The organism is Acinetobacter sp. 1566109, from assembly GCF_000582255.1.
Classification (GTDB): Bacteria; Pseudomonadota; Gammaproteobacteria; order Pseudomonadales; family Moraxellaceae; genus Acinetobacter; species Acinetobacter nosocomialis.
Genome location: NZ_JEYB01000018.1, coordinates 15,016 through 37,214 on the forward strand (window position 1 = coordinate 15,016; position 22,199 = coordinate 37,214).

At 38.1% G+C, this 22,199-nt stretch carries 24 protein-coding genes; 13 read left to right on the plus strand and 11 right to left on the minus strand.

The genetic code is table 11. The features are described 5' to 3' along the window. Window positions 1-115 precede the first annotated feature (115 nt). Window positions 116-715 (minus strand): TetR/AcrR family transcriptional regulator, encoded by a 600-nt coding sequence (locus tag J582_RS13725; protein ID WP_032048065.1) that lies wholly within the window; start codon window positions 713-715, stop codon window positions 116-118. A 120-nt stretch (window positions 716-835) separates the two neighbouring features. On the opposite strand from J582_RS13725, the gene J582_RS13730 reads away from it, so the two are divergent. After that, window positions 836-1,165, plus strand: a complete 330-nt coding sequence (locus J582_RS13730; protein WP_032048066.1) for a darcynin family protein — start codon at window positions 836-838, stop codon at window positions 1,163-1,165. 106 nt (window positions 1,166-1,271) lie between these two features. Here the strand turns inward: J582_RS13730 and J582_RS13735 are convergent, their stop codons facing one another. Next, window positions 1,272-1,973, minus strand: coding sequence for a hypothetical protein (locus J582_RS13735; protein WP_032048068.1), 702 nt, complete (start codon window positions 1,971-1,973; stop codon window positions 1,272-1,274). Window positions 1,974-2,067: 94 nt separating this feature from the next. Here J582_RS13735 and J582_RS13740 point away from each other — a divergent pair, with 94 nt between their 5' ends. Genes J582_RS13740 through J582_RS13750 form a run of 3 tightly spaced genes read left to right on the plus strand, consistent with a single transcriptional unit; the run spans window position 2,068 to window position 4,369 of the window. Continuing rightward, the gene (locus J582_RS13740; RefSeq protein WP_032048069.1) at window positions 2,068-2,754 is read left to right on the plus strand and encodes a type IV secretion protein Rhs; all 687 of its coding nucleotides are present in this window, start codon (window positions 2,068-2,070) and stop codon (window positions 2,752-2,754) included. A 21-nt stretch (window positions 2,755-2,775) separates the two neighbouring features. Then, window positions 2,776-3,549: a hypothetical protein gene (locus tag J582_RS13745; RefSeq protein WP_032048070.1), complete on the plus strand. Its 774-nt coding sequence runs from the start codon at window positions 2,776-2,778 to the stop codon at window positions 3,547-3,549. Between the two features lie 19 nt (window positions 3,550-3,568). After that, entirely contained in the window at window positions 3,569-4,369 is an 801-nt protein-coding gene (locus J582_RS13750) for a tetratricopeptide repeat protein (RefSeq protein WP_032048072.1), read from the plus strand. On the opposite strand, the gene J582_RS27270 is transcribed toward J582_RS13750, so the two are convergent. From J582_RS27270 to J582_RS13780, 7 genes are all read right to left on the minus strand, one after another. After that, the gene (locus J582_RS27270; protein WP_227556611.1) at window positions 4,352-4,696 is read right to left on the minus strand and encodes a hypothetical protein; all 345 of its coding nucleotides are present in this window, start codon (window positions 4,694-4,696) and stop codon (window positions 4,352-4,354) included. The genes J582_RS13750 and J582_RS27270 overlap by 18 nt on opposite strands. Window positions 4,697-4,968: 272 nt before the next feature. Continuing rightward, a complete protein-coding gene (locus tag J582_RS13755; protein ID WP_032048075.1) occupies window positions 4,969-5,496 on the minus strand; it encodes a hypothetical protein in 528 nt (175 codons plus the stop codon). A gap of 110 nt (window positions 5,497-5,606) precedes the next feature. Further along, complete coding sequence (locus tag J582_RS13760; RefSeq protein WP_032048076.1) at window positions 5,607-6,191, minus strand: TetR/AcrR family transcriptional regulator; 585 nt, start codon at window positions 6,189-6,191, stop codon at window positions 5,607-5,609. A gap of 688 nt (window positions 6,192-6,879) precedes the next feature. After that, window positions 6,880-7,371: a flavin reductase gene (locus J582_RS13765; protein ID WP_032048077.1), complete on the minus strand. Its 492-nt coding sequence runs from the start codon at window positions 7,369-7,371 to the stop codon at window positions 6,880-6,882. Window positions 7,372-7,556: 185 nt separating this feature from the next. Then, window positions 7,557-8,600, minus strand: a complete 1,044-nt coding sequence (locus J582_RS13770) for a methionine synthase (RefSeq protein WP_032048079.1) — start codon at window positions 8,598-8,600, stop codon at window positions 7,557-7,559. A gap of 21 nt (window positions 8,601-8,621) precedes the next feature. Further along, window positions 8,622-9,608 (minus strand): DUF1852 domain-containing protein, encoded by a 987-nt coding sequence (locus tag J582_RS13775; protein WP_020992410.1) that lies wholly within the window; start codon window positions 9,606-9,608, stop codon window positions 8,622-8,624. Window positions 9,609-9,976: 368 nt separating this feature from the next. Next, the gene (locus tag J582_RS13780; protein ID WP_032048080.1) at window positions 9,977-10,849 is read right to left on the minus strand and encodes a LysR family transcriptional regulator; all 873 of its coding nucleotides are present in this window, start codon (window positions 10,847-10,849) and stop codon (window positions 9,977-9,979) included. Between the two features lie 255 nt (window positions 10,850-11,104). Here J582_RS13780 and J582_RS13785 point away from each other — a divergent pair, with 255 nt between their 5' ends. The 7 genes from J582_RS13785 to tcuB all read left to right on the plus strand — a co-directional run bounded on the left by J582_RS13785 (window position 11,105) and on the right by tcuB (window position 18,927). Next, the gene (locus tag J582_RS13785) at window positions 11,105-11,713 is read left to right on the plus strand and encodes a LysE family translocator (protein WP_031982489.1); all 609 of its coding nucleotides are present in this window, start codon (window positions 11,105-11,107) and stop codon (window positions 11,711-11,713) included. A 117-nt stretch (window positions 11,714-11,830) separates the two neighbouring features. Next, entirely contained in the window at window positions 11,831-12,760 is a 930-nt protein-coding gene (locus J582_RS13790) for a LysR family transcriptional regulator (protein ID WP_032048081.1), read from the plus strand. 278 nt (window positions 12,761-13,038) lie between these two features. Beyond that, entirely contained in the window at window positions 13,039-14,349 is a 1,311-nt protein-coding gene (locus J582_RS13795) for an MFS transporter (RefSeq protein WP_000383643.1), read from the plus strand. A 93-nt stretch (window positions 14,350-14,442) separates the two neighbouring features. Then, entirely contained in the window at window positions 14,443-15,237 is a 795-nt protein-coding gene (locus J582_RS13800; protein ID WP_032048082.1) for a substrate-binding domain-containing protein, read from the plus strand. A gap of 127 nt (window positions 15,238-15,364) precedes the next feature. After that, window positions 15,365-16,294 (plus strand): LysR family transcriptional regulator, encoded by a 930-nt coding sequence (locus J582_RS13805; RefSeq protein ID WP_032048083.1) that lies wholly within the window; start codon window positions 15,365-15,367, stop codon window positions 16,292-16,294. A gap of 103 nt (window positions 16,295-16,397) precedes the next feature. Then, complete coding sequence (gene tcuA / locus J582_RS13810) at window positions 16,398-17,804, plus strand: FAD-dependent tricarballylate dehydrogenase TcuA (RefSeq protein WP_032048084.1); 1,407 nt, start codon at window positions 16,398-16,400, stop codon at window positions 17,802-17,804. Continuing rightward, window positions 17,794-18,927, plus strand: a complete 1,134-nt coding sequence (gene tcuB, locus J582_RS13815; protein ID WP_032048085.1) for a tricarballylate utilization 4Fe-4S protein TcuB — start codon at window positions 17,794-17,796, stop codon at window positions 18,925-18,927. The genes tcuA and tcuB overlap by 11 nt, the downstream gene beginning before the upstream one ends. 77 nt (window positions 18,928-19,004) lie before the next feature. Here tcuB and J582_RS13820 read toward each other — a convergent pair whose 3' ends face one another. Then, window positions 19,005-19,538 carry an HPP family protein gene (locus J582_RS13820; RefSeq protein WP_032048086.1) on the minus strand — a complete coding sequence of 178 codons (534 nt, stop codon included), beginning with the start codon at window positions 19,536-19,538 and terminating at the stop codon, window positions 19,005-19,007. Between the two features lie 97 nt (window positions 19,539-19,635). Here J582_RS13820 and J582_RS13825 point away from each other — a divergent pair, with 97 nt between their 5' ends. Together J582_RS13825 and J582_RS13830 are read left to right on the plus strand one after the other, a co-directional pair. Beyond that, a complete protein-coding gene (locus J582_RS13825) occupies window positions 19,636-20,184 on the plus strand; it encodes a TetR/AcrR family transcriptional regulator (protein ID WP_032048087.1) in 549 nt (182 codons plus the stop codon). 14 nt (window positions 20,185-20,198) lie between these two features. After that, window positions 20,199-20,858, plus strand: a complete 660-nt coding sequence (locus tag J582_RS13830; RefSeq protein WP_032048088.1) for a VOC family protein — start codon at window positions 20,199-20,201, stop codon at window positions 20,856-20,858. Window positions 20,859-20,943: 85 nt separating this feature from the next. Here J582_RS13830 and J582_RS13835 read toward each other — a convergent pair whose 3' ends face one another. Further along, window positions 20,944-22,173 carry a CaiB/BaiF CoA transferase family protein gene (locus J582_RS13835; protein WP_032048089.1) on the minus strand — a complete coding sequence of 410 codons (1,230 nt, stop codon included), beginning with the start codon at window positions 22,171-22,173 and terminating at the stop codon, window positions 20,944-20,946. Between the last annotated feature and the right edge of the window lie 26 nt (window positions 22,174-22,199).

Consider the following 22,199-nt stretch of genomic DNA (forward strand, 5'->3'; position numbering starts at 1 on the left):
AACTATTTTTCCACTAAATTATTCTAAGCGCATCAAAAATATAGCATAGTTAAAAAACATTACCCATAGAGATGAAGGATCTTTAAAATTCTTCTGCAACATTGGCTTATGTACGCTAGCTCAAATCCAAATAACCAAATACAGCTTTTTCAACTCGCTGCTGTAAATGATTTAAATCACTTTCCCCTGTTATACCTGCTGCGTTTATCATTCCTTTGCTTAAAGCAATCACATCTTGTGCGGCTGTCTGCGCATGTGAAATACTAGAACGAGTAAACAGGTCAGTAATTATGGTTTCTAGCTCATGTTGAAGTTCACTTTCTTCAATGTCTTTTCCGATGAGTTCAGAAGCAAACTCTAGTGTTCGTGCCAACTGCGGACGGCTCAATTGATGTTGCACAGCAGCCTGTATGATGCGTTTTAGGTTTTCTTTTAAATCTGAGGCATCGCTTTGCTGTATAGCTTCAACAATATGATTTGATAGCTTGGCCCGCTCACGTCGAATTAACTCGACGATTAAAGCATCTTTAGATGGAAAGTATTGATATAGGCTACCAATGCTTACGCCAGCAAGTTCAGCCACGGCATTTGTGTTAAATCCAGCAAAGCCTAACGACTCTAAAATGCGAGCAGCCGCCTCTAAAATAGCTTCAAAGGTGGCCACTGAGCGTGCTTGACGCGGGCGTTTGCGTGGGTCTGGGAGTGTTTCTGACATGAGTCGAAATGCGAGTATTTAATGTGAGTAATCACTCATATACTGACTAAGTCATATTGATATGACAAGCAAATACTGTTTTTCAATTGAATTACAACTCGGCCCAGTCATGGAGTGGTTATGCCTAGAACCTATACTTTTTTTATTCATTTAAGAGCTTTGCCTGCTTGGTTGGCTTTAGCTCGTGAAAAGCGTGCTGAGTTTAGTAAACAGAAGCTTGAACCTATTTTTGAGAAGTACCCGAATGTAAAAGTTCGATGGTATGACGTTGAAGCGTTTAGCACTAAAGCCAGTGATATTGCTGTGTTTGAGACGACATCTCTGCAAGATTATTATTTTGTGATTGATGCGATTCGAGACTCTGAGTTTTGTACAGTACCCTACTTTGAGTTTATAGAGATTATTCCTGCAATTGAAGATGGGTATGTGGAGTATGAAAGTTCTTTGTAAAATACACATAACTTTTTATCAAACAAATAAAGCATTAAGCCAGTAATTTTATGGCTATGCTTAGTAATAGCCATTGTAAAATCTAGTTTTATTTCATTTTTTATATTTATTTAATATAGCTATTCTTTTTAAAAACTTGTTGAAAACTTAAAGGAATATTTTGCGTATTAGGAATATGCCCAAAGAAATGCTCATCTTTCGTTTGAAAAAAGATATCAAAGCTTTGACTCATATATGGATCGACACCACTTTGTTTTTGATAAATTAGTGAAATTCTATTGATATAATAATTGATCCAATCAATTTGTGTTGAAAATAGAGAATAATCTCTGAGATCAGAATAGAGCCTCTTCAAATTATCTGCAATCAAGTCTACATTTGGATGAAACAACCAAATAATAATCTCCATGGGAGAAACTTTTTTCAGTGTATGTTGAGATGTTTTATCAAATCTTTCAATTTTATATAATTGCGCACCTTTTTGATCATAACTAGAGCAAAGTAGTTTTCCATTTTGAACTTGATCAAGGTTTTGACCTAATTCTAAGGTACGTATTCTCTTAGAAATATCTAGACATTCAGGTAAAGCCATTAGTTTAGATTTTGCTATATTTTTAAAAATATCAACTGTTTGCTGAACAACATATGACTCTCCAGTACCCGTAATAATACCTTGTTCCCAAGCATATAATTTAGAATCATTCGTAGTAGAAAATTCTATATTTGAATGTTTATTTAAAGTTACTCTTTTATTGTCAGCTGCAACAATAACGCTATCGTTTAATTGAATAGCTATGATGAAAGTCATACTTTACGTAAAATAACGAGACATTTGATATACGTTTATTTTAGGCTATATCAATGCAAAATTCTGAATATTTTTATAAAAATTGAGGTTATTAATGGCTGGTGGTTCTCAAATCATTATTAATAAAGATGGTATTACCCTGATCACGCCAGGAAAATTTGAGCCGAAAGCTGGACAACACCTTTTTAAAGGCGGTGAAAAAGCTAATTATTCTTTACCCGAGATGCCTAACATTCAATCTCCTTTTAGTAATAAATTAGATGTTTATAATTTATTTCCTGATATAGCTAATATCGAATATTCTGTTTTACATTCAAATGGACAAATAAAAACTGGCTTCCTTGACCAGTATGGTAGGACTGGACGCATCAAATCTAATGAAAAAGAAAAGGTTAAAGTTCTGATCGGAGGCGATGACTGGCATTATTATATCGACAAACTAGGTGGAACTAAGAATGATGAAACATATATAAAATTCTTAGATTTCTTAGGGAATCCAATAAGTAATTTAGAGTTCCAAATCACTAATGACAACAATAAATTAATAACATCTTGTCGAACTGACCAAAATGGAGAAGCGAAATTTAGTAGCCCTAATGATGACTTTCCTATTTTATCTATTAAAAATTTTATAGATCAAACATATAAACCCATGATGCGTATTGAAAATAATTTTGTTCGAGAAATTATTTTAATTAGTCCTAAAATATTAAAAGAAATAGAATTATTGCCTGAAACAGAAGAAAAAGGCGATTATTTAAGAAGTAATTATTCAGAATAATTTATATAGGAAAATTGAATCATGAGTGATGGAAACCAAAAAGTAAATCAAAATGGTAGACCTGTTTATTTATTCTCGCCAAGTCAAAAAGAAGCAGCTAGTACGGCCCAAGATACTTCAACATATATTGGTGTGTTAACTAACTCAACTAAACTGATCGAGAAAAATAACTTTGCTTGGGGACTTCTACATTCAAAAAATACTCCTCCGTTCAGCTTAGAACGTATTAAAAAATCTACCAATGCGCGTATGTATTTTTATAAACCCGATAATGTAGGAAATAAAGTATTTCGAGGAAACCCTAACACAAGTGTATCTAATGTAGGCGAAGTAGCAAAAAAGTTTGACAAAATAGGAGGTAAATTAGGAAAAGCAGGAGATATTGTAGAAATTGGAATATTGACCAGAGAACGTGATTCCAAAGGTTTAGTTGTAAAAGCGGCAACAATGACAGGTTCAACTTATGGAGAAGCAGGCGGATTAGCATTAGCAGGGAAAATATGTCCTAAACTAGCAAAAGGTACACCACAAAAAGCTGCACTTGTTGGTGCATCATGTTTTGGAGCACTGTTTTATTTAGGAAATAAAGCTGGAGATGCAATTGGAAAAGGAGCTGGAGAATCAAAAGTAGGACAAAGGCTTGGAGATTCGCAAGCTGTAGTGAGTGTTGTTAATGGTTTAGCAGACGCAGCAGATATATTGGAAGCACAAGAAAAGGCAAATGCCGAAGCGGAAAGACAAAAACAGCTTGAAAAAGATCCTATGTTAGAATGGCACATAATAGGAGCTGATTAACAATTAATTTGGACTAAAGATGAAATTGAAATTATTGATTATTGCCGGGTGTTTAATTTTATCTAATAGTTTTTTACTATTTGGATGTGCCAAGCAACCTTCGTCACAAAATCTTGTACAAGAAAAACCTTCAGAAGCTCTGAGATTATATGAAGAAGGACAGAAATATTTTTTAGGTAAAGATGTTAAGCAAAATTATCAAAAAGCTTTAGAGCTATTTCAAAAAGCCTCTGATCAAGGATTAGCTGAAGCGCAAAATGATCTAGGAGGAATGTATTTCGAAGGTCTAGGCACACCTCAAGATTATCAAAAAGCTTTTAAATATTTTGATAAGGCAGCTAACCAAAAATTAGCAGCAGCCCAATATAACCTTGGGCTCATGTATGATAAAGGATTTTATATTCAAAAAGATAGAAAAAAAGCTCTAGAACTTTATGAGTTATCAACTGAACAAGGTTACGCTAAGGCTCAATATAATTTAGGTAATGCTTATGCAAATGGAGATGGTGTCCCACAAAATAATACGAAAGCTTTAGAACTTTTCTCAAAAGCAGCACAGCAAAATCTTCCTCAAGCATCCTATAATTTAGGTAATATGTATGCAGACGGTGAAGGGGTTACCCAAGATAATAAGAAAGCTTTAGAGTATTTTACTAAAGCAGCTCAGCAAGGCTTTCCTCAAGCACAATATAATTTAGCTTATATGTATGAAAATATTTTCCCTGATTTGGAAAAGGCTAAATTTTGGTATATGGAAGCTTCAAAAAACCATATCCCTGAGGCTGATCAAGCATTAGAAAGGTTATCTACGGTTAAATAACATATAAATACTATAAAGAGAAACAATCGCAAGTAAAGTCAATAGAATTCCTTGTATTTCTGAAAAGAAAATACTTAACCAAGATAATCTATAGTTAAATTCTTTATTTGAAAGAAATAACTTAGCTTTATTAGGGGAATTCTTATTTATAAATAATTTTATTGTCTGATCTTTTACAGCCTTATTAAAAAGCTGTTTATTTTTTTCTTTAAAAGAATCACAACGTTCAAAAATATATGTTTTATATATTCTATAAAAAACTTGGTCTTGTTGAAAATAGCTTTTATTTCCATAATTATATTGATATGAAACTGCTAGATTTGCCATTTTATCCCCGCCTCGTCCCCAAGGACTTGAGCACTTAATCTCATAATTTAAGATCTGAAATTTTTCTAACTGTATCCAATTTGGATGAGTTAAATTAAAGATTTTTAACTTAGCAGTAGGAATGCTTGTGCATAAAAAAATTAAAACAAGTAAAAACAATACAAGATAGAGACTACTATAGAAAAATTTATTCATAACTCAAAACTATAATAGATTAATTCTTAGCAAATGACAGATAATTATATACTATTAACATACAAATTAGTCCTCTATTATTTTTTAGAAGTCACAATCAAATATATAATTAATCCAATTAAGACCAAAAATATTAACTGAATTTCTAAAACAAGGTTTATCATCCAAGAGTTTTTAAATGATAAGCCTTTTTTTGTTATTAATATTTTTGATTTTTTTGTATCTGGTGAAATAAAAACTTTTATTTCATTATTTTTCTTTATCTCATTAAATATAGATAAATTTTGGCCTTTCATCTCTTCACAATTCTCGGAAATCAGCAATCTATATACGACCAAAAAATCTTTTTCTTCATTTTTATAAACTTTATTTTGATATACATATTGATACCTTATATCTCCGCGTGCACTTCTATCCATTCCTCTATGCCAATATTTTCTTTTACAATAGACGTTATAATCTAAAATTTTATAATCTTTTACTTCCACCCAATCAGGATGAAATAATTTAAAAACTTTTAATTTCAAATTAAAAGATGAGGTTACAACTAATAGAATAAGAAAAACAGCCAATAAGGATAAAATAATTTTTATAAATAATTTCATTATTAATATATCCCAACCAAAATAAAGATTCTCAAATTAATATATAAATATATTTCATGTACCCTTAGCGGCTAAATATTAGCATGAAAATAAAATTTTATTGAATAACCTTAAGTATAGTCACCGTATACTATTTTATTATTTATACCCCTCCCCCAAAACCACTCCAACACCTCATCCCGTTCATCCAAACTATTTGAGCTTAAAACCTGTAGCAGTAAACCATCGATCAGGTTTAAAACCATGTCTGCATCAAATTTGAAAGCACGAGTCTCACAGCTATAAATCAGGTCAAAAAGTTCCCGATGTAACCATTTTCGGTATTCAACTGCCATACGGTAGGCTTGCGGGTACAACCGTTTTATTTCAAAAACTGCCTTAAGCAGCAAATGGTACAGACTGTTTAAATTGGTATGTAAGACAATAATTTTTTTGAGTTTATCTTTTTGGGTGTAGTAACGACTTGAGTAAATAATGGAGAGCACTTCTTCTCTCAGCAGGCTTTTTTGAAAGGCGATGCACATTTCGATCAGGCGTTCTTTTGAGCCAAAATATTTATAAAAGGTGGTTTTGGTTATTTGGGCCTTTTCAACAATGAGGTCTACCCCTGCATTATGGAACCCATACGTGGTAAAGAGTTGGATTGCGGTTTGAATAACCTGTAATTTTCTGGAAGATATTTCTAAAGTTGGCATAGTTTTACCGTTATAAATTCTTGTTGTTTCTAAATGAGATAAAAAGCCTGTGCCCTTTCTGGGAGAAAAAAAGCACAGCAAAGCCGTAAGACAGTGCTTGGCACATCTCAAGTTTTATTGTTGATATGATTTTTTAGTCGTAACGAGCTAATGCTTTAAAACTTATATTTAATGAAAAAGTTCTAAAGATGAGCTAAACGATATAGGAATAAAAGGTTTGGCAGTGGTTGCCAACAAAATAGACATGTTGCGCATGAGCGAACTCCTTAGGTAAAAGAAGTCCTACCGCATTACTGTCAAATAATGGTGGTAGAACGAAAAGGGGTTGACAGACTGAACCTAAGAATCAGCACACCCGAAGGTGTCCCCCTTCCGTCCTACCGCAACAAAAAAGGGGGACGAACGAGTCTACATTAAAAAAACAAGTTTTTTCAATGTACTTAGGTTCTGGCCTGTCAAAGCCAGCTGGCAATGTGGCCAGCACGCAAAGCATAATCTGAGAGTCTGGATGTGTCAATGTAGCTTTAATGACAAGTGATTAAATTTCTTATTGTTTTTCATTAGATTAACTTAATTATTACTTAAGATATTATATTTAATTGTATTTTTAAAATTAAACAGAAGCGATCCATGCTTATTAATTTCTTAATGAGTCTTTTTATATGAAATAGCAATACGATAAGTCGGATTAGACAATCTCAGTCTGCCCCACTTGGTGATAAGCGCGATTAAAATAAACCAAGCTTTGGTCATGTTGGCTTTGTTTAATCGCCACAATCGGACATATAAAAATCGTATGTGTGCCGACTTGTTGAATTTGTTCAATCTCGCAATCGAAACTGACCAAAGCATCATCTAACACAGGTGAACCCGTTTCTAACTCAATCCATTCGCCATGTTTAAAGCGTTCTTCTGGTGTGAGCTTAGATGAAAATGCTTTTGAAATATGTTCGTGGTGCGCGCCTAATACGTTCACAGTTAAGATTTTGTTATCTAGGAAATGTGCATGTGAGCTCGCAGCTTGGTTCATACAGACCAATAATGTCGGCGGTGTGTCAGTCACACTACAAACAGCAGAGGCAGTAAATCCAAAACGGCCAGACATGCCTGCCGTGGTCACAACGCTAACCGCACTTGTGAGTAAAGACATTGCATTTCTAAAGTCTGTTGCTTGAACCATGACATTATTCCTAAATTGAACCGTACCTTGTCCTGTGTGTTTGCTATACCGCCCAACTCCATCAGGAAGGTACTATCGACATGCGATCTGATTAGAGCGACATGTAGTAAGTAAAATGAGGGTTACTTGTTTGATTATCAACTACCATCAAAAAAGTAACCCTTTATACCACTTATTGGTAAATATTAAGCAGTAAGTTCAAAACCCGTAAGTTCTCTGCGAACGATTTCTGCCCCTGCCGTTAAAGCATTTAACTTGCCACGTGCCACTTCACGTGAAAGAGGCGCCATACCGCAGTTTGTGCAAGGGTAAAGCTTGTCAGCATCTACAAACTGAAGAGCTTTACGAAGTGTGTTCGCCACTTCTTCTGGTGTTTCAATCTGGTTAGATGCAACATCAATTGCACCGACCATGACTTTTTTACCACGAATAAGTTCGAGTAAGTCGATTGGCACACGAGAGTTGTGACATTCTAACGAGATGATATCGATGTTAGATTTTTGCAGTTTCGGGAAAGCTTCTTCGTACTGGCGCCATTCTGAACCGAGTGTCTTTTTCCAGTCAGTATTGGCTTTAATACCGTAACCATAGCAAATGTGCACCGCAGTTTCACATTTTAGACCTTCAATTGCACGCTCTAAAGTCGCAATGCCCCAGTCATTTACTTCGTCAAAGAAGACGTTAAATGCAGGTTCGTCAAACTGGATAATGTCTACACCAGCAGCTTCTAGCTCACGCGCTTCTTGGTTTAAGATTTTGGCAAATTCCCAAGCAAGCTTTTCACGGCTCTTGTAGTGACCATCATAAAGTGTATCAATCATAGTCATTGGGCCAGGTAACGCCCATTTAATCGGTTGATCAGTTTGCTGACGTAAAAACTTCGCATCTTCAACAAACACAGGCTTTTGACGAGACACTGCACCTACAACAGACGGTACGCTTGCATCGTAACGATCACGAATACGGACTGTTTCTCGCTTCTCAAAATCTACGCCATTTAAGTGTTCAATAAATGTCGTCACAAAGTGTTGGCGGGTTTGTTCACCATCGCTGACAATATCAATGCCCGCACGTTGTTGTTCGTGTAACGCTAAACGTAACGCATCTTTTTTACCTTCGATTAAGCCTTCGTTTTCGAGTTTCCACGGCGACCAAAGTTTTTCAGGTTCTGCAAGCCAAGACGGTTTTGGTAAGCTGCCAGCAGTTGAAGTTGGTAATAATTTTTTCATGATAAATGACCCGTATGTTGATTAATTAGGAGCGTAATTCGCAGACCACTGCTCAAGAATCGCTTGGTATGGTTTGATAAATTGCTCTTCAACAAACTTCCCCTGCTCTATAGCCAAACGGCTACGTTCTTCACGGTCATACACAATTCGAGTAAGTGAATAATCTTGGTGCTTCAAGCTTGGTTGATAAGACTTTCCAGCCACTGAATTTGCATTGTAAATTTCAGGACGGTAAATCTTTTGGAAGGTTTCCATCGTACTAATGGTACTAATCAACTCAAGGTTGGTGTAATCACTCAACAAATCACCAGTAAAATAGAACGCTAACGGTGCAACGCTATTTGGCGGCATGAAGTAGCGAACTTTTAAGCCCATTTTTTGGAAATATTCATCGGTTAATGAATAGTCTTCTTGCTTGTATTCAACACCTAAAACAGGATGTTCATTTTCAGTACGGTGGTACTCTTTAGTCGTCGAAACGCTGAGGCAAATCACAGGCGCTTTTTTAAAGTTGGCTCTGTAAGTTTCAGAGTTAATAAAGCTCTTAAACAAGTTGCCGTGCAGTTCACCAAACTTTTCTGGCGTGCTAAATGTCGACTTGTTTTTGTTGTGATCTAACAACAGCACACTAAAGTCATAGTCACGTACATAAGACGAGAAGTTATTGCCTACAATGCCTTCGATGCGTTCATTAGTCTTTTTATCAACAATATTGGTTTTCAATATTTCGATAAGAGGCAGTCCGCTAGTACGGTTTTCGGCATCAATGTTCATTTCAACCGAAATGATTTCAAGTTCAACCCCATAGCGGTCGCCCTTAGGGTTGTCCCAATGAGCTAAGGCATTGAAACGATTGTCGATCATCCGTAATGTATTGCGCAAATTTTCTTCGCGGCTCATCCCTCTCGCCAAGTTAGCAAAGTTGGTGGTAATCCGCGTATTGTCTGCTGGACGATAGTTCTCATCGAAACAAATACTCTTAATCGTAAATGTAAATTCTTTACTCATTTTGATCAGTACCCTAATTTCTGAGATAAAACCTAAAAAAATTTCGAGCTCTTTTTTGAACTTTCCAGCCTTGTCAGTTTTGTGCCTTATAGTCTTATCAAAAAGTGAATTACTGGAGCGCTTCAGAGCATGAATAGATTTATACCGCAATCACAACATGAATAAAAATGATTTAGTCTCATTCAAAACTGAGTGAAATTCATCTTTAGAGTTTAATAAATAAGTATGAAGTTAAATATTTTTCATCTTAGGGAATTTTAGATAGCATAAATTCAATATACGGTGCTCACGTTTTAGTACCTGTAATTTTTAATTTATGATTATTTTCAATCAATTAAACAATTTTTCTTTAAATAAAACTGCTCAACCTAAAGCAATTTATGTTGACTCTCATTCATCTCTGCTTTTAGCCATTCTAAAAATATGGTTTTGCGTGGATCTTCCTCAAAAGCACCATGAGAAAGTAAAAAATAGGCTGAATTATCTTGTACAACAGGTGAATTTTTTTTCAGTAAGTTCCACTCTAGCTCTTTCTCAATCATATAAATTGAGATGACTGTTGCACCGAGTCCAGCCAAACAACCCTCTAAACATAGATAAAAATGTTCAAGCTCAACTTTGGCATAGCCTTTTAAGCTCTGCTTTAACTCAACAATACGACTCATGTTTTTGAAAAAACTTGGTCTAGAAGTCGAGATCAGTACGTCGTTGGTTTCCGATGGCTTGGTTGGTTGAACTAGAGCGATATATTCATCGGCAATCTTTTCGCTATAAATATGCTCTCCCCAATCAAAGTCATTTCGGCGAATTGCGATATCAATATTATCTTTTTCAAAATCGACCACGCCGCCTGCTGTGAGTAGCACAACCTCAAAATCATGACCAAGCTTTTTAAACTTAGATAAACGCGGAATGAGCCATTTCATGGAAAGAGTCGGTTCACAAGACAAAACCAGTTGTTTGTTTTCAGCTTTAGGCTGGCTGAGTTGTATTAAACATTCATCGAGTTGACCAAAAACTTGATGGCAACAACTCAATAAAGTTTCACCCTGCTCAGTCATCACAAGTGTTTTATTTTTTCGGTCGAACAAAGTCGTATTTAAAGCTTCTTCTAAATTATAAATTTGTTTACTGACCGCACTTTGCGTCACAAATAATTTCTTTGCAGCTAAAGTGACGCTGCCATACTTCGCCACAAAGTAGAAAAATTTTAATGAATTCAGCGATATTCTTTCGATCATTCCAAAAACTCATAGATATGTAGTCGTTTTTATCGATTTTTATTTTTAGGTTTCTGTTCAAAATAAAAATCATCTTGATTAAACCCTATTTTAGATGATGAAAAATATTTTAAATATCTATATCTATCTTCATAAATGTAAAACCCCAACCTTTCTCACCAAAAGAATAGCAGCTTTCAGTAAAACAGTTCTCCTCTCGAATACATTCCAAAAAGTACAGATAAAACTGTTCTTTTGCAGTGTGGGGGCAAAATAATGGCAGAGTTTATTGCGGTTATTCTCATTACGATTTTGGCAGTGGTAAGCCCCGGCGCTGACTTCGCGATTGTGACCAAAAATAGTTACTTGTACGGTCGAAAAATAGGTGTGTTCACTTCACTGGGAATATCACTTGGTGTGTTGGTGCATGTGACCTATACATTAGTTGCAGTTGCCTTTGTGATGACTTATACACCGCAAATTTTGAATATTGTTAAGTATATTGGCGCGCTTTACCTAATCTATATTGGCTATAAAACTTTTACACAAAAACCAGTTTTAGACACTGATGCTTTAAGCGCTATAGACACTTTGCAAGCCATAAAATACGGCTTTTTTACCAACGCCCTCAACCCCAAAACCACACTATTTGTGATTAGCACCTATACGCAAATTGTGAGTTTAACTACCCCTGAAAGCGTTCTTTTGGCGTATGGCTTTTTTATGTCATTTGCCCATTTTGTATGGTTTTCACTAGTAGCTGTGCTGTTTTCATCCATGCTGCTGAGACAAAAAATGTTAGCCAAGCAAGTGCAAATTAATAAGGTGATTGGTTCAGTTTTATGTGTACTAGGAGTGGTTCTGCTTTTTACCAAGTTTCAGTAGAGCCGTTTAATTTTTAAGAAACTTTTTTATATATTACTGTTAATATTAAAACGCATGATAGATTTCCCAATCCTTCATATCTCTATAAATCAAGGATGATGAGCGAATACATTTATTATGGAAATCAAGCAAATAAAGTATTTTTTGACAGTCGTTGAATCGGGCAGTATTGGTAAAGCTGCCCAAAAACTCGATGTCGGTGCTTCGGCGATTAGTCAGCAAATTAGTAAGCTCGAGCAAGAGTTAAGCATTCGCTTATTACAGCGTAATGCTTTTGGTGTGACCCCAACCCCAGCAGGTCTTGCCTTTTTAAAACACTCGCAACTGATTTTGCGTCAAGTGAACTTTGCCATAGACGCTGCCCATTCAGCACGGCTATCTGGTCATGTGAGCCTTGGTTTTCCACCGACCATTACCGCTTTGATTGGTATCCCTTTAATGAAACTAATGTCTGAACGTTATCCAGATATTCGTTTAGAGATTGTGGAAACCCTGTCGGGGAACCTGATTCAGTCGATTAATTCACGTCAACTTGATATCGCCATTATTTTTACCAATGAAATTGATAAACAGTGGTCTATACAGCCTTTAGTACGCGAGCAAATGTATTTAATGGCACGCAAAGAAGTGCTCGAAAAATACGGACTTAGCGAATGTATTAAAAGCGGCATTATTCAGTCGCAGCAAATTGGTGATATTCCTTTAGTGTTGCCACGTCAACGCCATAGCTTACGAAAACTGCTTGAGCACAAGATTGGACAGCTTAATGTCGTCTATGAAATTGATGGCTTGCATTTGCTTATGGACAGCCTGATTCATCTTGACCTTGCAAGTGTGAGGCCCGGAAGTGCCTGCCTGCAAGAGTATAAACACAAGCTGCAATTGCTTAAGGTGATTGACCCAGAAGTGGAACGAATTAACTACTTGGTAAGCCTTGCCGAAGAAGAATTATCACCCGCTGCACTTGCTGCCAAGTCAGCCATTAAGGCATGTGTAAAAGAGTTAATTCAAAACCAAATTTGGCCATGTTCTGAAATTATTGTTTAAAGGGTCATTAATTTTTCTAAATACCTAATTAATTTTCGCCTCTCACTCCTCCCTGCTTTTTAAGATTACATTTTTATACGAATGATAAGTGGTTTTCTGTTTATCGAAATATAGATGTGTAGTTTTAACTGGAAACAAGGCATCACATTTTCTACCAAGGACACCTTTAAATCTCATCTCTAACCCATTTCCTATTTAGGTTTATTGATTGAATCAATTTACGTCCAAACTTTGAAGATCGTGAATGTTTCCATTTTGTCAGGCCAAGGAGGTCTCCAATGGATGTCGTTAATAACCGTAGGGCTACTTTTAAAAAAATATTAAACGTAACGAGTGGCAACTTTTTAGAACAGTACGATTTTTTTCTTTTTGGTTTCTATGCCACCTATATCGCAGCAAAATTTTTCCACTCAGATAATGAATATGTCTCTTTAATGATGACATTTACCGTGTTTGCTGCGGGCTTTCTTATGCGTCCTCTTGGCGCTATTTTCTTGGGTGCCTATGTCGACAGAATTGGTCGTCGTAAAGGGTTGATTGTGACTTTAAGCTTGATGGCTATCGGTACGATTTTAATTACCTTTGTACCGGGTTATGACACCATCGGTATTATGGCCCCTATTTTGGTGGTCATTGGCCGTCTGTTACAGGGCTTCTCGGCAGGTGTTGAATCTGGCGGCGTGTCGATTTACCTTGCAGAAATTGCAACCGATAAAAACCGTGGTTTTATTACTAGCTGGCAGTCTGGTAGCCAACAAATTGCGGTCGTGTTTGCAGCGTTATTTGGTTATTGGCTCAACACCGTTTTAACTCATGCACAAGTGAGTGAATGGGGCTGGCGTATTCCGTTCTTAATTGGTTGTTTGATCATTCCTTTAATCTTCTTATTCCGCCGTACTTTAGAGGAAACTGAAGCATTTAAAGCACAAAAAACTCATCCTTCAACCAAAGAAATTTTCAGCACATTGGCAAGCAACTGGCGCATTGTACTTGCAGGTATGATGATGAGTGCGATGACCACAACCACGTTCTATTTCATTACGGTTTACACCACAGTGTATGCAAAACGTACTTTAGAAATGTCGGTCACAGATAGCCTTTTAGCAACCGTGTTTGTAGGTTTATCGAATTTCTTCTGGTTACCAATGGGTGGCTTACTTTCAGACAAAATTGGTCGCCGTCCAGTATTAGTAGGTATTACGACTCTTGCGATCTTTACCAGCTATCCGGTTTTAAGCTGGTTGGTGAGCGACATTAGCTTCTCAAACCTACTTATTACTCTTGCTTACTTCTCGTTCTTCTTTGGTATGTACAACGGGACTATGGTCGCAACGCTTGCCGAAGTAATGCCAAAACGTGTTCGTACCGTTGGCTTCTCTTTAGCGTTTAGTCTTGCAGCCGCGATTTTTGGTGGTATGACTCCAATGGCGTGTACTTTCCTAGTAGAAAACACTGGCAATGCAAGCACACCAGCGTTCTGGCTCATGCTTGCTGCGGTATGTAGTCTCATCTCAAGTTTATATCTATGTCGCGGTTCTAAGCAGAACAAATCTGACGCGATTGCTGAACCTGCAAAGGTTAGCGCTTAAAACAACTAACTACTTAACCTGAAATTTTAATGAACAGTACGGCAGATCTTAAGTCTCCGTACTGTGCTCTCCTGTCATTAAAAGTGAGATACTATGAAAAAGTCCCCTATCTTCATGACCATTTGCCTAGCTGGTGCTGGCTTAGGTTCAACGCTTGCTAACGCAGATACGTTAGAAGTGATTAGCTCAGGCGGTTTCTATTCATCTATGGAAAAACTCATTCCAATATTTGAAAAGCAAACTGGTCATACGGTTCACCTTTCGTCTGGTTCATCTATGGGTGCATCGCCAACTGCAATTCCAAACCGTCTCGATCGTGGTGAACGCTTTGATGTGGTGGTATTGGCTGCTCCTGAACTAAGCAAACTTGCAGAAAAAGGTTATGTCGACCCAAATTCACAAAGCGCTTTAGTCAATTCAAGCATTGGTATGGCTGTGCCTAAAGGTGCACCAAAGCCAGACATTAGCTCTGCGGCAAAATTTGAAAAAGTTTTATTAAATGCCAAGCACATCGGCTATTCAGCAAGTGCGAGCGGTACACATCTTGAAAAAGATGTTTTCCCAAGCTTCCCACCTGTCGAGTACAAAGTGATTGCTGGTAAAGCAGAAAAAGTGGTAGGCGACCGCGTTGCAAAACGTATTGCCGAAGGCCAGTTTGATATTGGTTTCCAGCAAATTAGTGAAATCAAACCTTTTACCGGCAAATATGGTCAAGTTGAGTTAGTTGGTCCAATCCCTGCGCCTTACCAAAAAGTTACCGTATTTGCTGCTGGTATTGATAAAAACTCGGAACATGCAAAAGTCGCAAAAGAACTTATTCAATTTGTGAAATCGCCTCAAGCGACACAAATTATTGAAGAACAGGGTCTTGAGCAGGTTAAACAATAAAAGCTCTAAAAGGCAACGTCTTGAGCAGATGTTGCCTTTATTGAACGGTTTACTCAAAGCAATAGAACAAAATATAGCGTAATAAACCAGTGTAGAATAATTAACAAAGGTCAAAGTAGAATTTGCCGTGGAACTTAAACAATTAAAGTACTTTATTGCAGTGATCGAGTCTGGAAGCTTGGGTAAAGCTGCAAAAAATCTCGATATTGGAACGTCTGCATTAAGTCAGCAAATTTCAAAATTAGAAAGCGAGCTTTCTATTCGCCTTTTACAACGTACTGCTTTGGGTACGGTTCCTACCCCTGCGGGTTTAGCTTTTTTTCAACAGGTTCAACTGGCACTTAGACACTTAGACCATGCGGTAGACTCTGCGCATTCTTCCCGTTTAAGTGGTCATGTCACCGTGGGTTTTTCACCGAGTGTGGCGTCTGTTATAGGCACGCATTTTTTAAAACTCATGAGAAACCGTTATCCCGATATTAAAGTCCGTTTAATCGAAGGCTTATCGGGTGACTTAAAAGCTTTAGTTAATGCAAGGCAGCTCGATGTTGCAATCATCTTTAGTGACGATGTCGATCCACAGTGGGCCATACAGCCTTTAGTTAAAGAACAGATGTTTTTAATCTCGCCTAAAGAAGTGCTGAATCAATACCATCTTGAAAGCTGTATCGACACTCAAACTATTAACCACTCACAGCTTAAAGAACTTCCCCTGATTTTGCCGAGCCAACGACATGGACTGCGCTTGTTACTCGAACAGAAAATTCATCAGCTTAAAGTGGCCTATGAAATTGATGGGCTGCATTTGTTAATGGAAAGCATTAGCCAACTCGAAATGGCAACCATCCAGCCTGCAGGTGCATCGTTAAACTCGCGGCAAGACCTCTGTTTACTGCGTGTTGTAGAACCTGCCATTGAGCGTATTAACTATTTAATTAGTCTCTCTGAAGAAGAACTCTCTCCTGCTACCTTAGCCACCAAAGTGGTGATTCGTGCTTGTGTCACCAACCTCATTAATGAAAAGTGCTGGCCTGGTGCTGAACTTATAAACACTTAAGCCATTAGTGTTTATTTTTACTAAACACCCATTCAAGCTTAGCCTCTCACTTCACCTTCCCTTTTAAAGCTAAATTAGCCTTAGCTGAGAAAGGGAGAAATCCATGCATGATGTAATTGTGATTGGTGGTGGGAATGCCGCACTGTGTGCCGCGCTCACGGCAAAAGAAAGCGGCGCTTCTGTGCTTGTCATAGAAGCAGCGCCTAAAGAATGGCGTGGTGGTAACTCACAACACACTCGTAATCTTCGCTGCATGCATGATGCTCCTCAAGACGTATTGGTCGATGCCTATCCGGAAGAAGAATATTGGCAAGACTTACTTAAAGTGACTGCGGGCAAAACCAATGAGCACTTAGCTCGTCTGGTTATTCGTAGCACCGCGACTTGCCGTGACTGGATGCGTAAACATGGCGTGAATTTTCAGCCACCGCTCTCAGGTGCTTTACACGTTGCACGTACCAATGCCTTTTTTATGGGTGGCGGTAAAGCCCTCATTAATGCGTATTACCGAAGTGCCCAAGAGCTTGGCATCGAGATTTTATACAACACAAAAATTAAAGATCTAAAGTTAAACCAAGGACATTTTGAAGCTGCAATTGCCGAAGATGGCCGCGTATTTAAAGCAAAAAGCTGTGTATTGGCCGCAGGTGGTTTTGAGTCAAATTTAGAATGGTTAAGAGAAGCATGGGGACAAAATGAAAACGGCGAATGGCCTGCCGATAATTTCATTATTCGTGGTACTCGTTTTAATCAAGGCAACTTACTCAAATTTATGATAGATCAAGGCGCCGATATTATTGGTGACCCATCGCAATCGCACTGTGTGGCCGTAGATGCACGCGCACCGTTATATGATGGCGGCATCTGTACCCGTATTGACTGCGTTTCACTGGGTATTGTGGTCAATAACAAAGCCGAACGTTTTTACGATGAAGGCGAAGACTTCTGGCCAAAACGTTATGCGATTTGGGGCCGCCTTGTTGCCAAACAGCCACAGCAAATTGCCTATTCTATTATCGACTCAAAAGCCATTGGTCGCTTTATGCCACCTGTGTTTGCGGGCGTAAAAGCAAATACCATTCAAGAATTGGCCGAAAAAATCGGGCTAGATGCAAAAACCTTATGCCACACCGTAGAAGAATTTAATCAAGCCTGTGTGCAAGGCACCTTTAACCATACCGTTTTAGATGACTGCACCACCGAAAATATTGTTCCCAACAAAACCCATTGGGCGGTTCCTCTCAATCAGCCACCTTTCTATGCCTATGCCCTTAAACCCGGCATTACCTTTACCTATTTAGGTTTAAAAGTCGAAGATGATGCTGCGGTGCGTTTTAACAATAAGCCAAGCCGCAATTTGTTTGTCGCAGGTGAAATGATGGCAGGTAACGTACTCGGTCAGGGTTATACCGCTGGGGTCGGTATGTCGATCGGCACAACCTTTGGACGCATTGCCGGAAAAAATGCAGCCCACTATGCACTTACACAAGGAGTTGAACATGAATGCTAGTACTAAAGCCCTAATTCCAGTTGTTCAACTCTCTGACCATGAGCAGGAAGTTCAAAGAGCACTACAAATTTGTAATGCTTGTCGTTACTGCGAGTCATTTTGTGCTGTATTTGCGGCCATGACCAAACGCCTTGAGTTTAACCAAGCCGATATTCATTACCTTGCAAACCTGTGCCATAACTGTGGTGCTTGTTTACACGCTTGCCAATATGCCCCGCCGCATGAGTTTGGTGTAAACATTCCAAAAGCGATGGCGCAAGTACGCTTGGAAACTTACCAAGAGTTTGCGACCCCTCAACAGCTAGGCCGACTTTATAAGTCTGTGGGTATTCCTTTTGTTTCGGCATTATCAGTTATTTTCTTTTTATGCATGTTAGCTGTGGTGTGGTACAAAGGCACCGATCTGTTTGCAGGCTACCAAGGTAATTTCTATGCGATTTTCCCGCATAACTTTTTAGCGCTACTGTTTGGAGCGACCTTTACAGTTGCAGTTGTTCTGCTCGGCATTGGCATTAGCAAATTCTGGCGTCAAACCTCTAAAGTTATTCACGGCAAAGTTGAGAAACCCGACCTTATTCAAGCCTCTCAAAATGTGTTAACGCTTAAATATTTAGATGGTGGACATGGTAAAGGCTGTAATGAGCAAGATGACCGTTATACACAAATCCGCCGCGTGTTCCATCACCTCACCTTTTATGGCTTTATGCTCTGCTTTGCTGCCACAGGTGTAGCGACTTTATATCACTATTTCCTTAACCTACATGCGCCGTACCCTATCTTTAGCTTGCCTGTTATTTTGGGTACGTTGGGTGGGTTTGGCTTAGTGATTGGACCATCTGGCTTGCTCTATTTAAATCTTAGACGTCATCCGTTGCATGGTGACCGTGAGCAAAAACCTGTAGATCGAGGCTTTATTTTCCTTTTAATTTTAGTCAGTGCTTCAGGCTTAGCTCTCATGGCATTTCGCAATACACCTTACATGGCACTTTTACTGATTTTCCATTTAGCCACAGTCATGACCTTCTTTATTACTATGCCATTTGGAAAGTTCGCACACGGTTTTTACCGCAGCGCCTCTTTACTCAAATTTGCCATCGAAGAACGTATTTCCAAGAAATCATAATTTCATTCAAAAGTATTCACTATCTTAGCGTAGTGAATACTTTCATTATTTTAAGCTCAAAATACTTCATACCTTGCCTACTTTTTACTATTTAAAATTCCCAAGCCATACATCGGCCACTTGGTACTCGCTTTAATGTTATTAATCAGCATCGCTACCAAAACTAAAGACACTGCACCGACCAAAACAGGGAAAATTAGAAAACTCCACTGGTAATGTATGCTGCTTGCGGTGAGTAAAATAACTAAAGGATTTGCCCCAGCAGGTGGATGAACGCATTTAAACACTTGCATGAGCGCAATTGCGCAGCCCACTGATAAAGCAATTGTAAAAATAGAAACACCAACAAATTTTAGAAAAAACAAACCCACAAAAGCCGAAATAAGATGCCCAAATATAATATTTCTCGGCTGTGCCAAAGGTGACTGCGACACGGTATAGAGCAATACACAGGTCGCACCAAACGGCGCCATGATAAAGATATTGTGTGTGAGCTTACTCAACCACAAAAGTATAAAAATACTGACCGTACCCCCAACAAGGCTTCTTAAAACATCAATTTTACTGGGCGATGGAGCCAGTTTTTCTTTGCCATAAAAGATCGAGAACATGGTTTTATTCCTTAAACAGACATTGCTTTTTAAAAAGCATATAGATAAAATTTCAAATAGTACAGATCTGTACTATTTTATTTTTTGGAAAAGTTTTATGTCAAAATCTGCCTTAAAAATATTAGATACAGCCGAGAAGTTATTTAACGAAAATAGTTTTGTCGGGGTTGGTGTCGATCTGATTCGCGATGAATCTGGCTGCTCAAAAACCACGATGTACACGTACTATAAAAATAAAAATCAACTGGTTAAGTCTGTGCTCGTTGCACGTGATGAACGGTTTAAGCAAAGCCTTTTGGGTTATGTTGGAGATGCAACAGGATTAGAAGCCATCAATAAAATTCTGGATTGGCACACCAATTGGTTTAGACAAGATTTTTTTAAAGGCTGTTTATTTGTAAGAGCAGTCGCTGAATCTAACCAAGATGATCAAGACATTATTTCTATTTCTAAAGCTCATAAACAATGGATTAAAGTATTGATTGCACAAAACTGCAATATACCGAATGGTGAAGCTTTATCTGAGCTGATCTATACAGTGATTGAAGGCTTAATTAGCCGCTTTTTAGTCGATGGTTTCGATGAAACACTTGCGATCAACATGAAAAATTCTATTAATCAATTATTTAATATTCATCAACATTAGTATGAGAACTTAAAATGGAAGTGGACCATATTTTTATTTGTGTACAATCAGGCGCTCCCGAAGCTGAAACTTTAAAAAAATTCGGTCTAACAGAAGGTTCATCCAATAAGCACCCGGGTCAAGGTACAGAAAACAGACGCTTTTTCTTTAAAAATAGCTTTATCGAGTTAATCTTTTTAAATAACCCAGAAGAAGCCTCAAGTGATCTCACAAAACCGACTCTGCTTTTTGAACGACTAAGTGCTCAAGATAATATCGCGTCCCCTTTTGGTATTTGTTTTCGCCCTAAAAATAAAGATGATAACGGCGCAAAATTTCCTAATTGGGTGTACAAGCCAAGCTATTTACCAGCCAGCTTAGAAGTAAATGTTGCCAAAGATTCTGTGGTATCTGAACCGATGTGGTTCTTCCTTTCATTTGCTTCACGACCAGACCTTGTCGTAAAAGAAAAACAACAACCACTTGTTCATAGCAAAGATTTATCAGAAATCACCGCGATTAAAGTTTCTATTCCAAACCTAGAGCAGCACCCGACTTCGTTACTGTTCAATACAGTTGATAATTTTGAAGTGACTAATGGATCGGAGCATTTAATGGAAATTAGTTTTGATCATGAACCTCAAGGAATGATTCATGATTTCAGACCAGAGCTACCGCTTATTTTTAAATATTAAAACGCTTAGTTTCTAATAAAAAACTGTGATTTATTGCAAATCACAGTTTTTATTTAAATTGAATCACATTAAAAACGACAATAGCTTAAGCAATTTTTCCATCAATAATGCCTTTCTCCTTTAATGCAGCAAGCTCTTCTGCTGTTTTAAATCTCGATAAGATTTGAGCAGTATGTTCACCTAACTCAGGCGGTGCATGATGATATTCAACTGGAGTATCAGACAGCTTGATTGGTGAGCCAATCGTTTGGAAGTTTTCATTTAAACTATGAGGAATATTCACCACCAAATTACGATGTACGATTTGTGGTTCAGCCAAAGCATCTTCAATAGAGTTGATAACACCTACGGGAACTTTAAGCGCATGAATCATGTCGACCCATTCTTTGGCAGTTTTATGCAAAAAGTGTTCCGACAATAAAGGAATCAGTTCATTTCTATATTTGACACGGTCTTGGTTGCGCACAAACTTTTCATTTTCGAGTAACTCTGCATAACCAATCGCAATACACAAATCTTTAAACTGTTTGTCGTTACCGCAAGCAATAATAAACTCTTTATCTTTAGCCTTAAAAGTTTGATACGGCACAATACTTGGGTGTTGATTACCCATGCGCTGTGGGGCCTTACCTGAAGCTAAATAGTTCATTCCCTGATTTGCCAGTGCCGCGACCTGTACATCAAGGAGTGACATATCAATATATTGACCACGCCCTGTGTGCGAGCGCGCAATCAATGCGGCCTGAATCGCGATGGTTGAATATAAACCAGTTTGAATATCTACCACAGCTACACCAACCTTTTGCGCACCACCGCCTGCCACATCATCAGGCTCGCCGGTAATGCTCATTAAGCCAGACATACCCTGAATAATAAAATCATAGCCGGGTTCTTCTGCACGTGGGCCATCTTGCCCAAAACCGGTAATGGAGCAATACACAATGTTCGGGTTCAGCTCACTTAATGACGCATAGTCCAAACCATATTTAGCCAAAGACCCTGTCTTATAATTTTCAATTACCACATCGGCTGTCTTGGCAATTTCATAAATTAAGGCCTGACCTTCGGGTGTGGTTATGTCTACCGCAACCGAATATTTATTGCGGTTGGTACACTGAAAATAACCAGATTCACGGGTCATGTTTCCATTTTGATCGGGCATCCATGGTGGCCCCCACATACGGGTGTCATCACCTACTCGAGGACGTTCAATTTTAATCACTTCCGCGCCAAGGTCTGCCAAGATCTGCCCGCACCAAGGCCCTGCAAGCACACGACTTAAATCTAAAACCCGAATTCCTTGTAATGCACCCATAACGATACCCTTATCTTTTTAGAAGG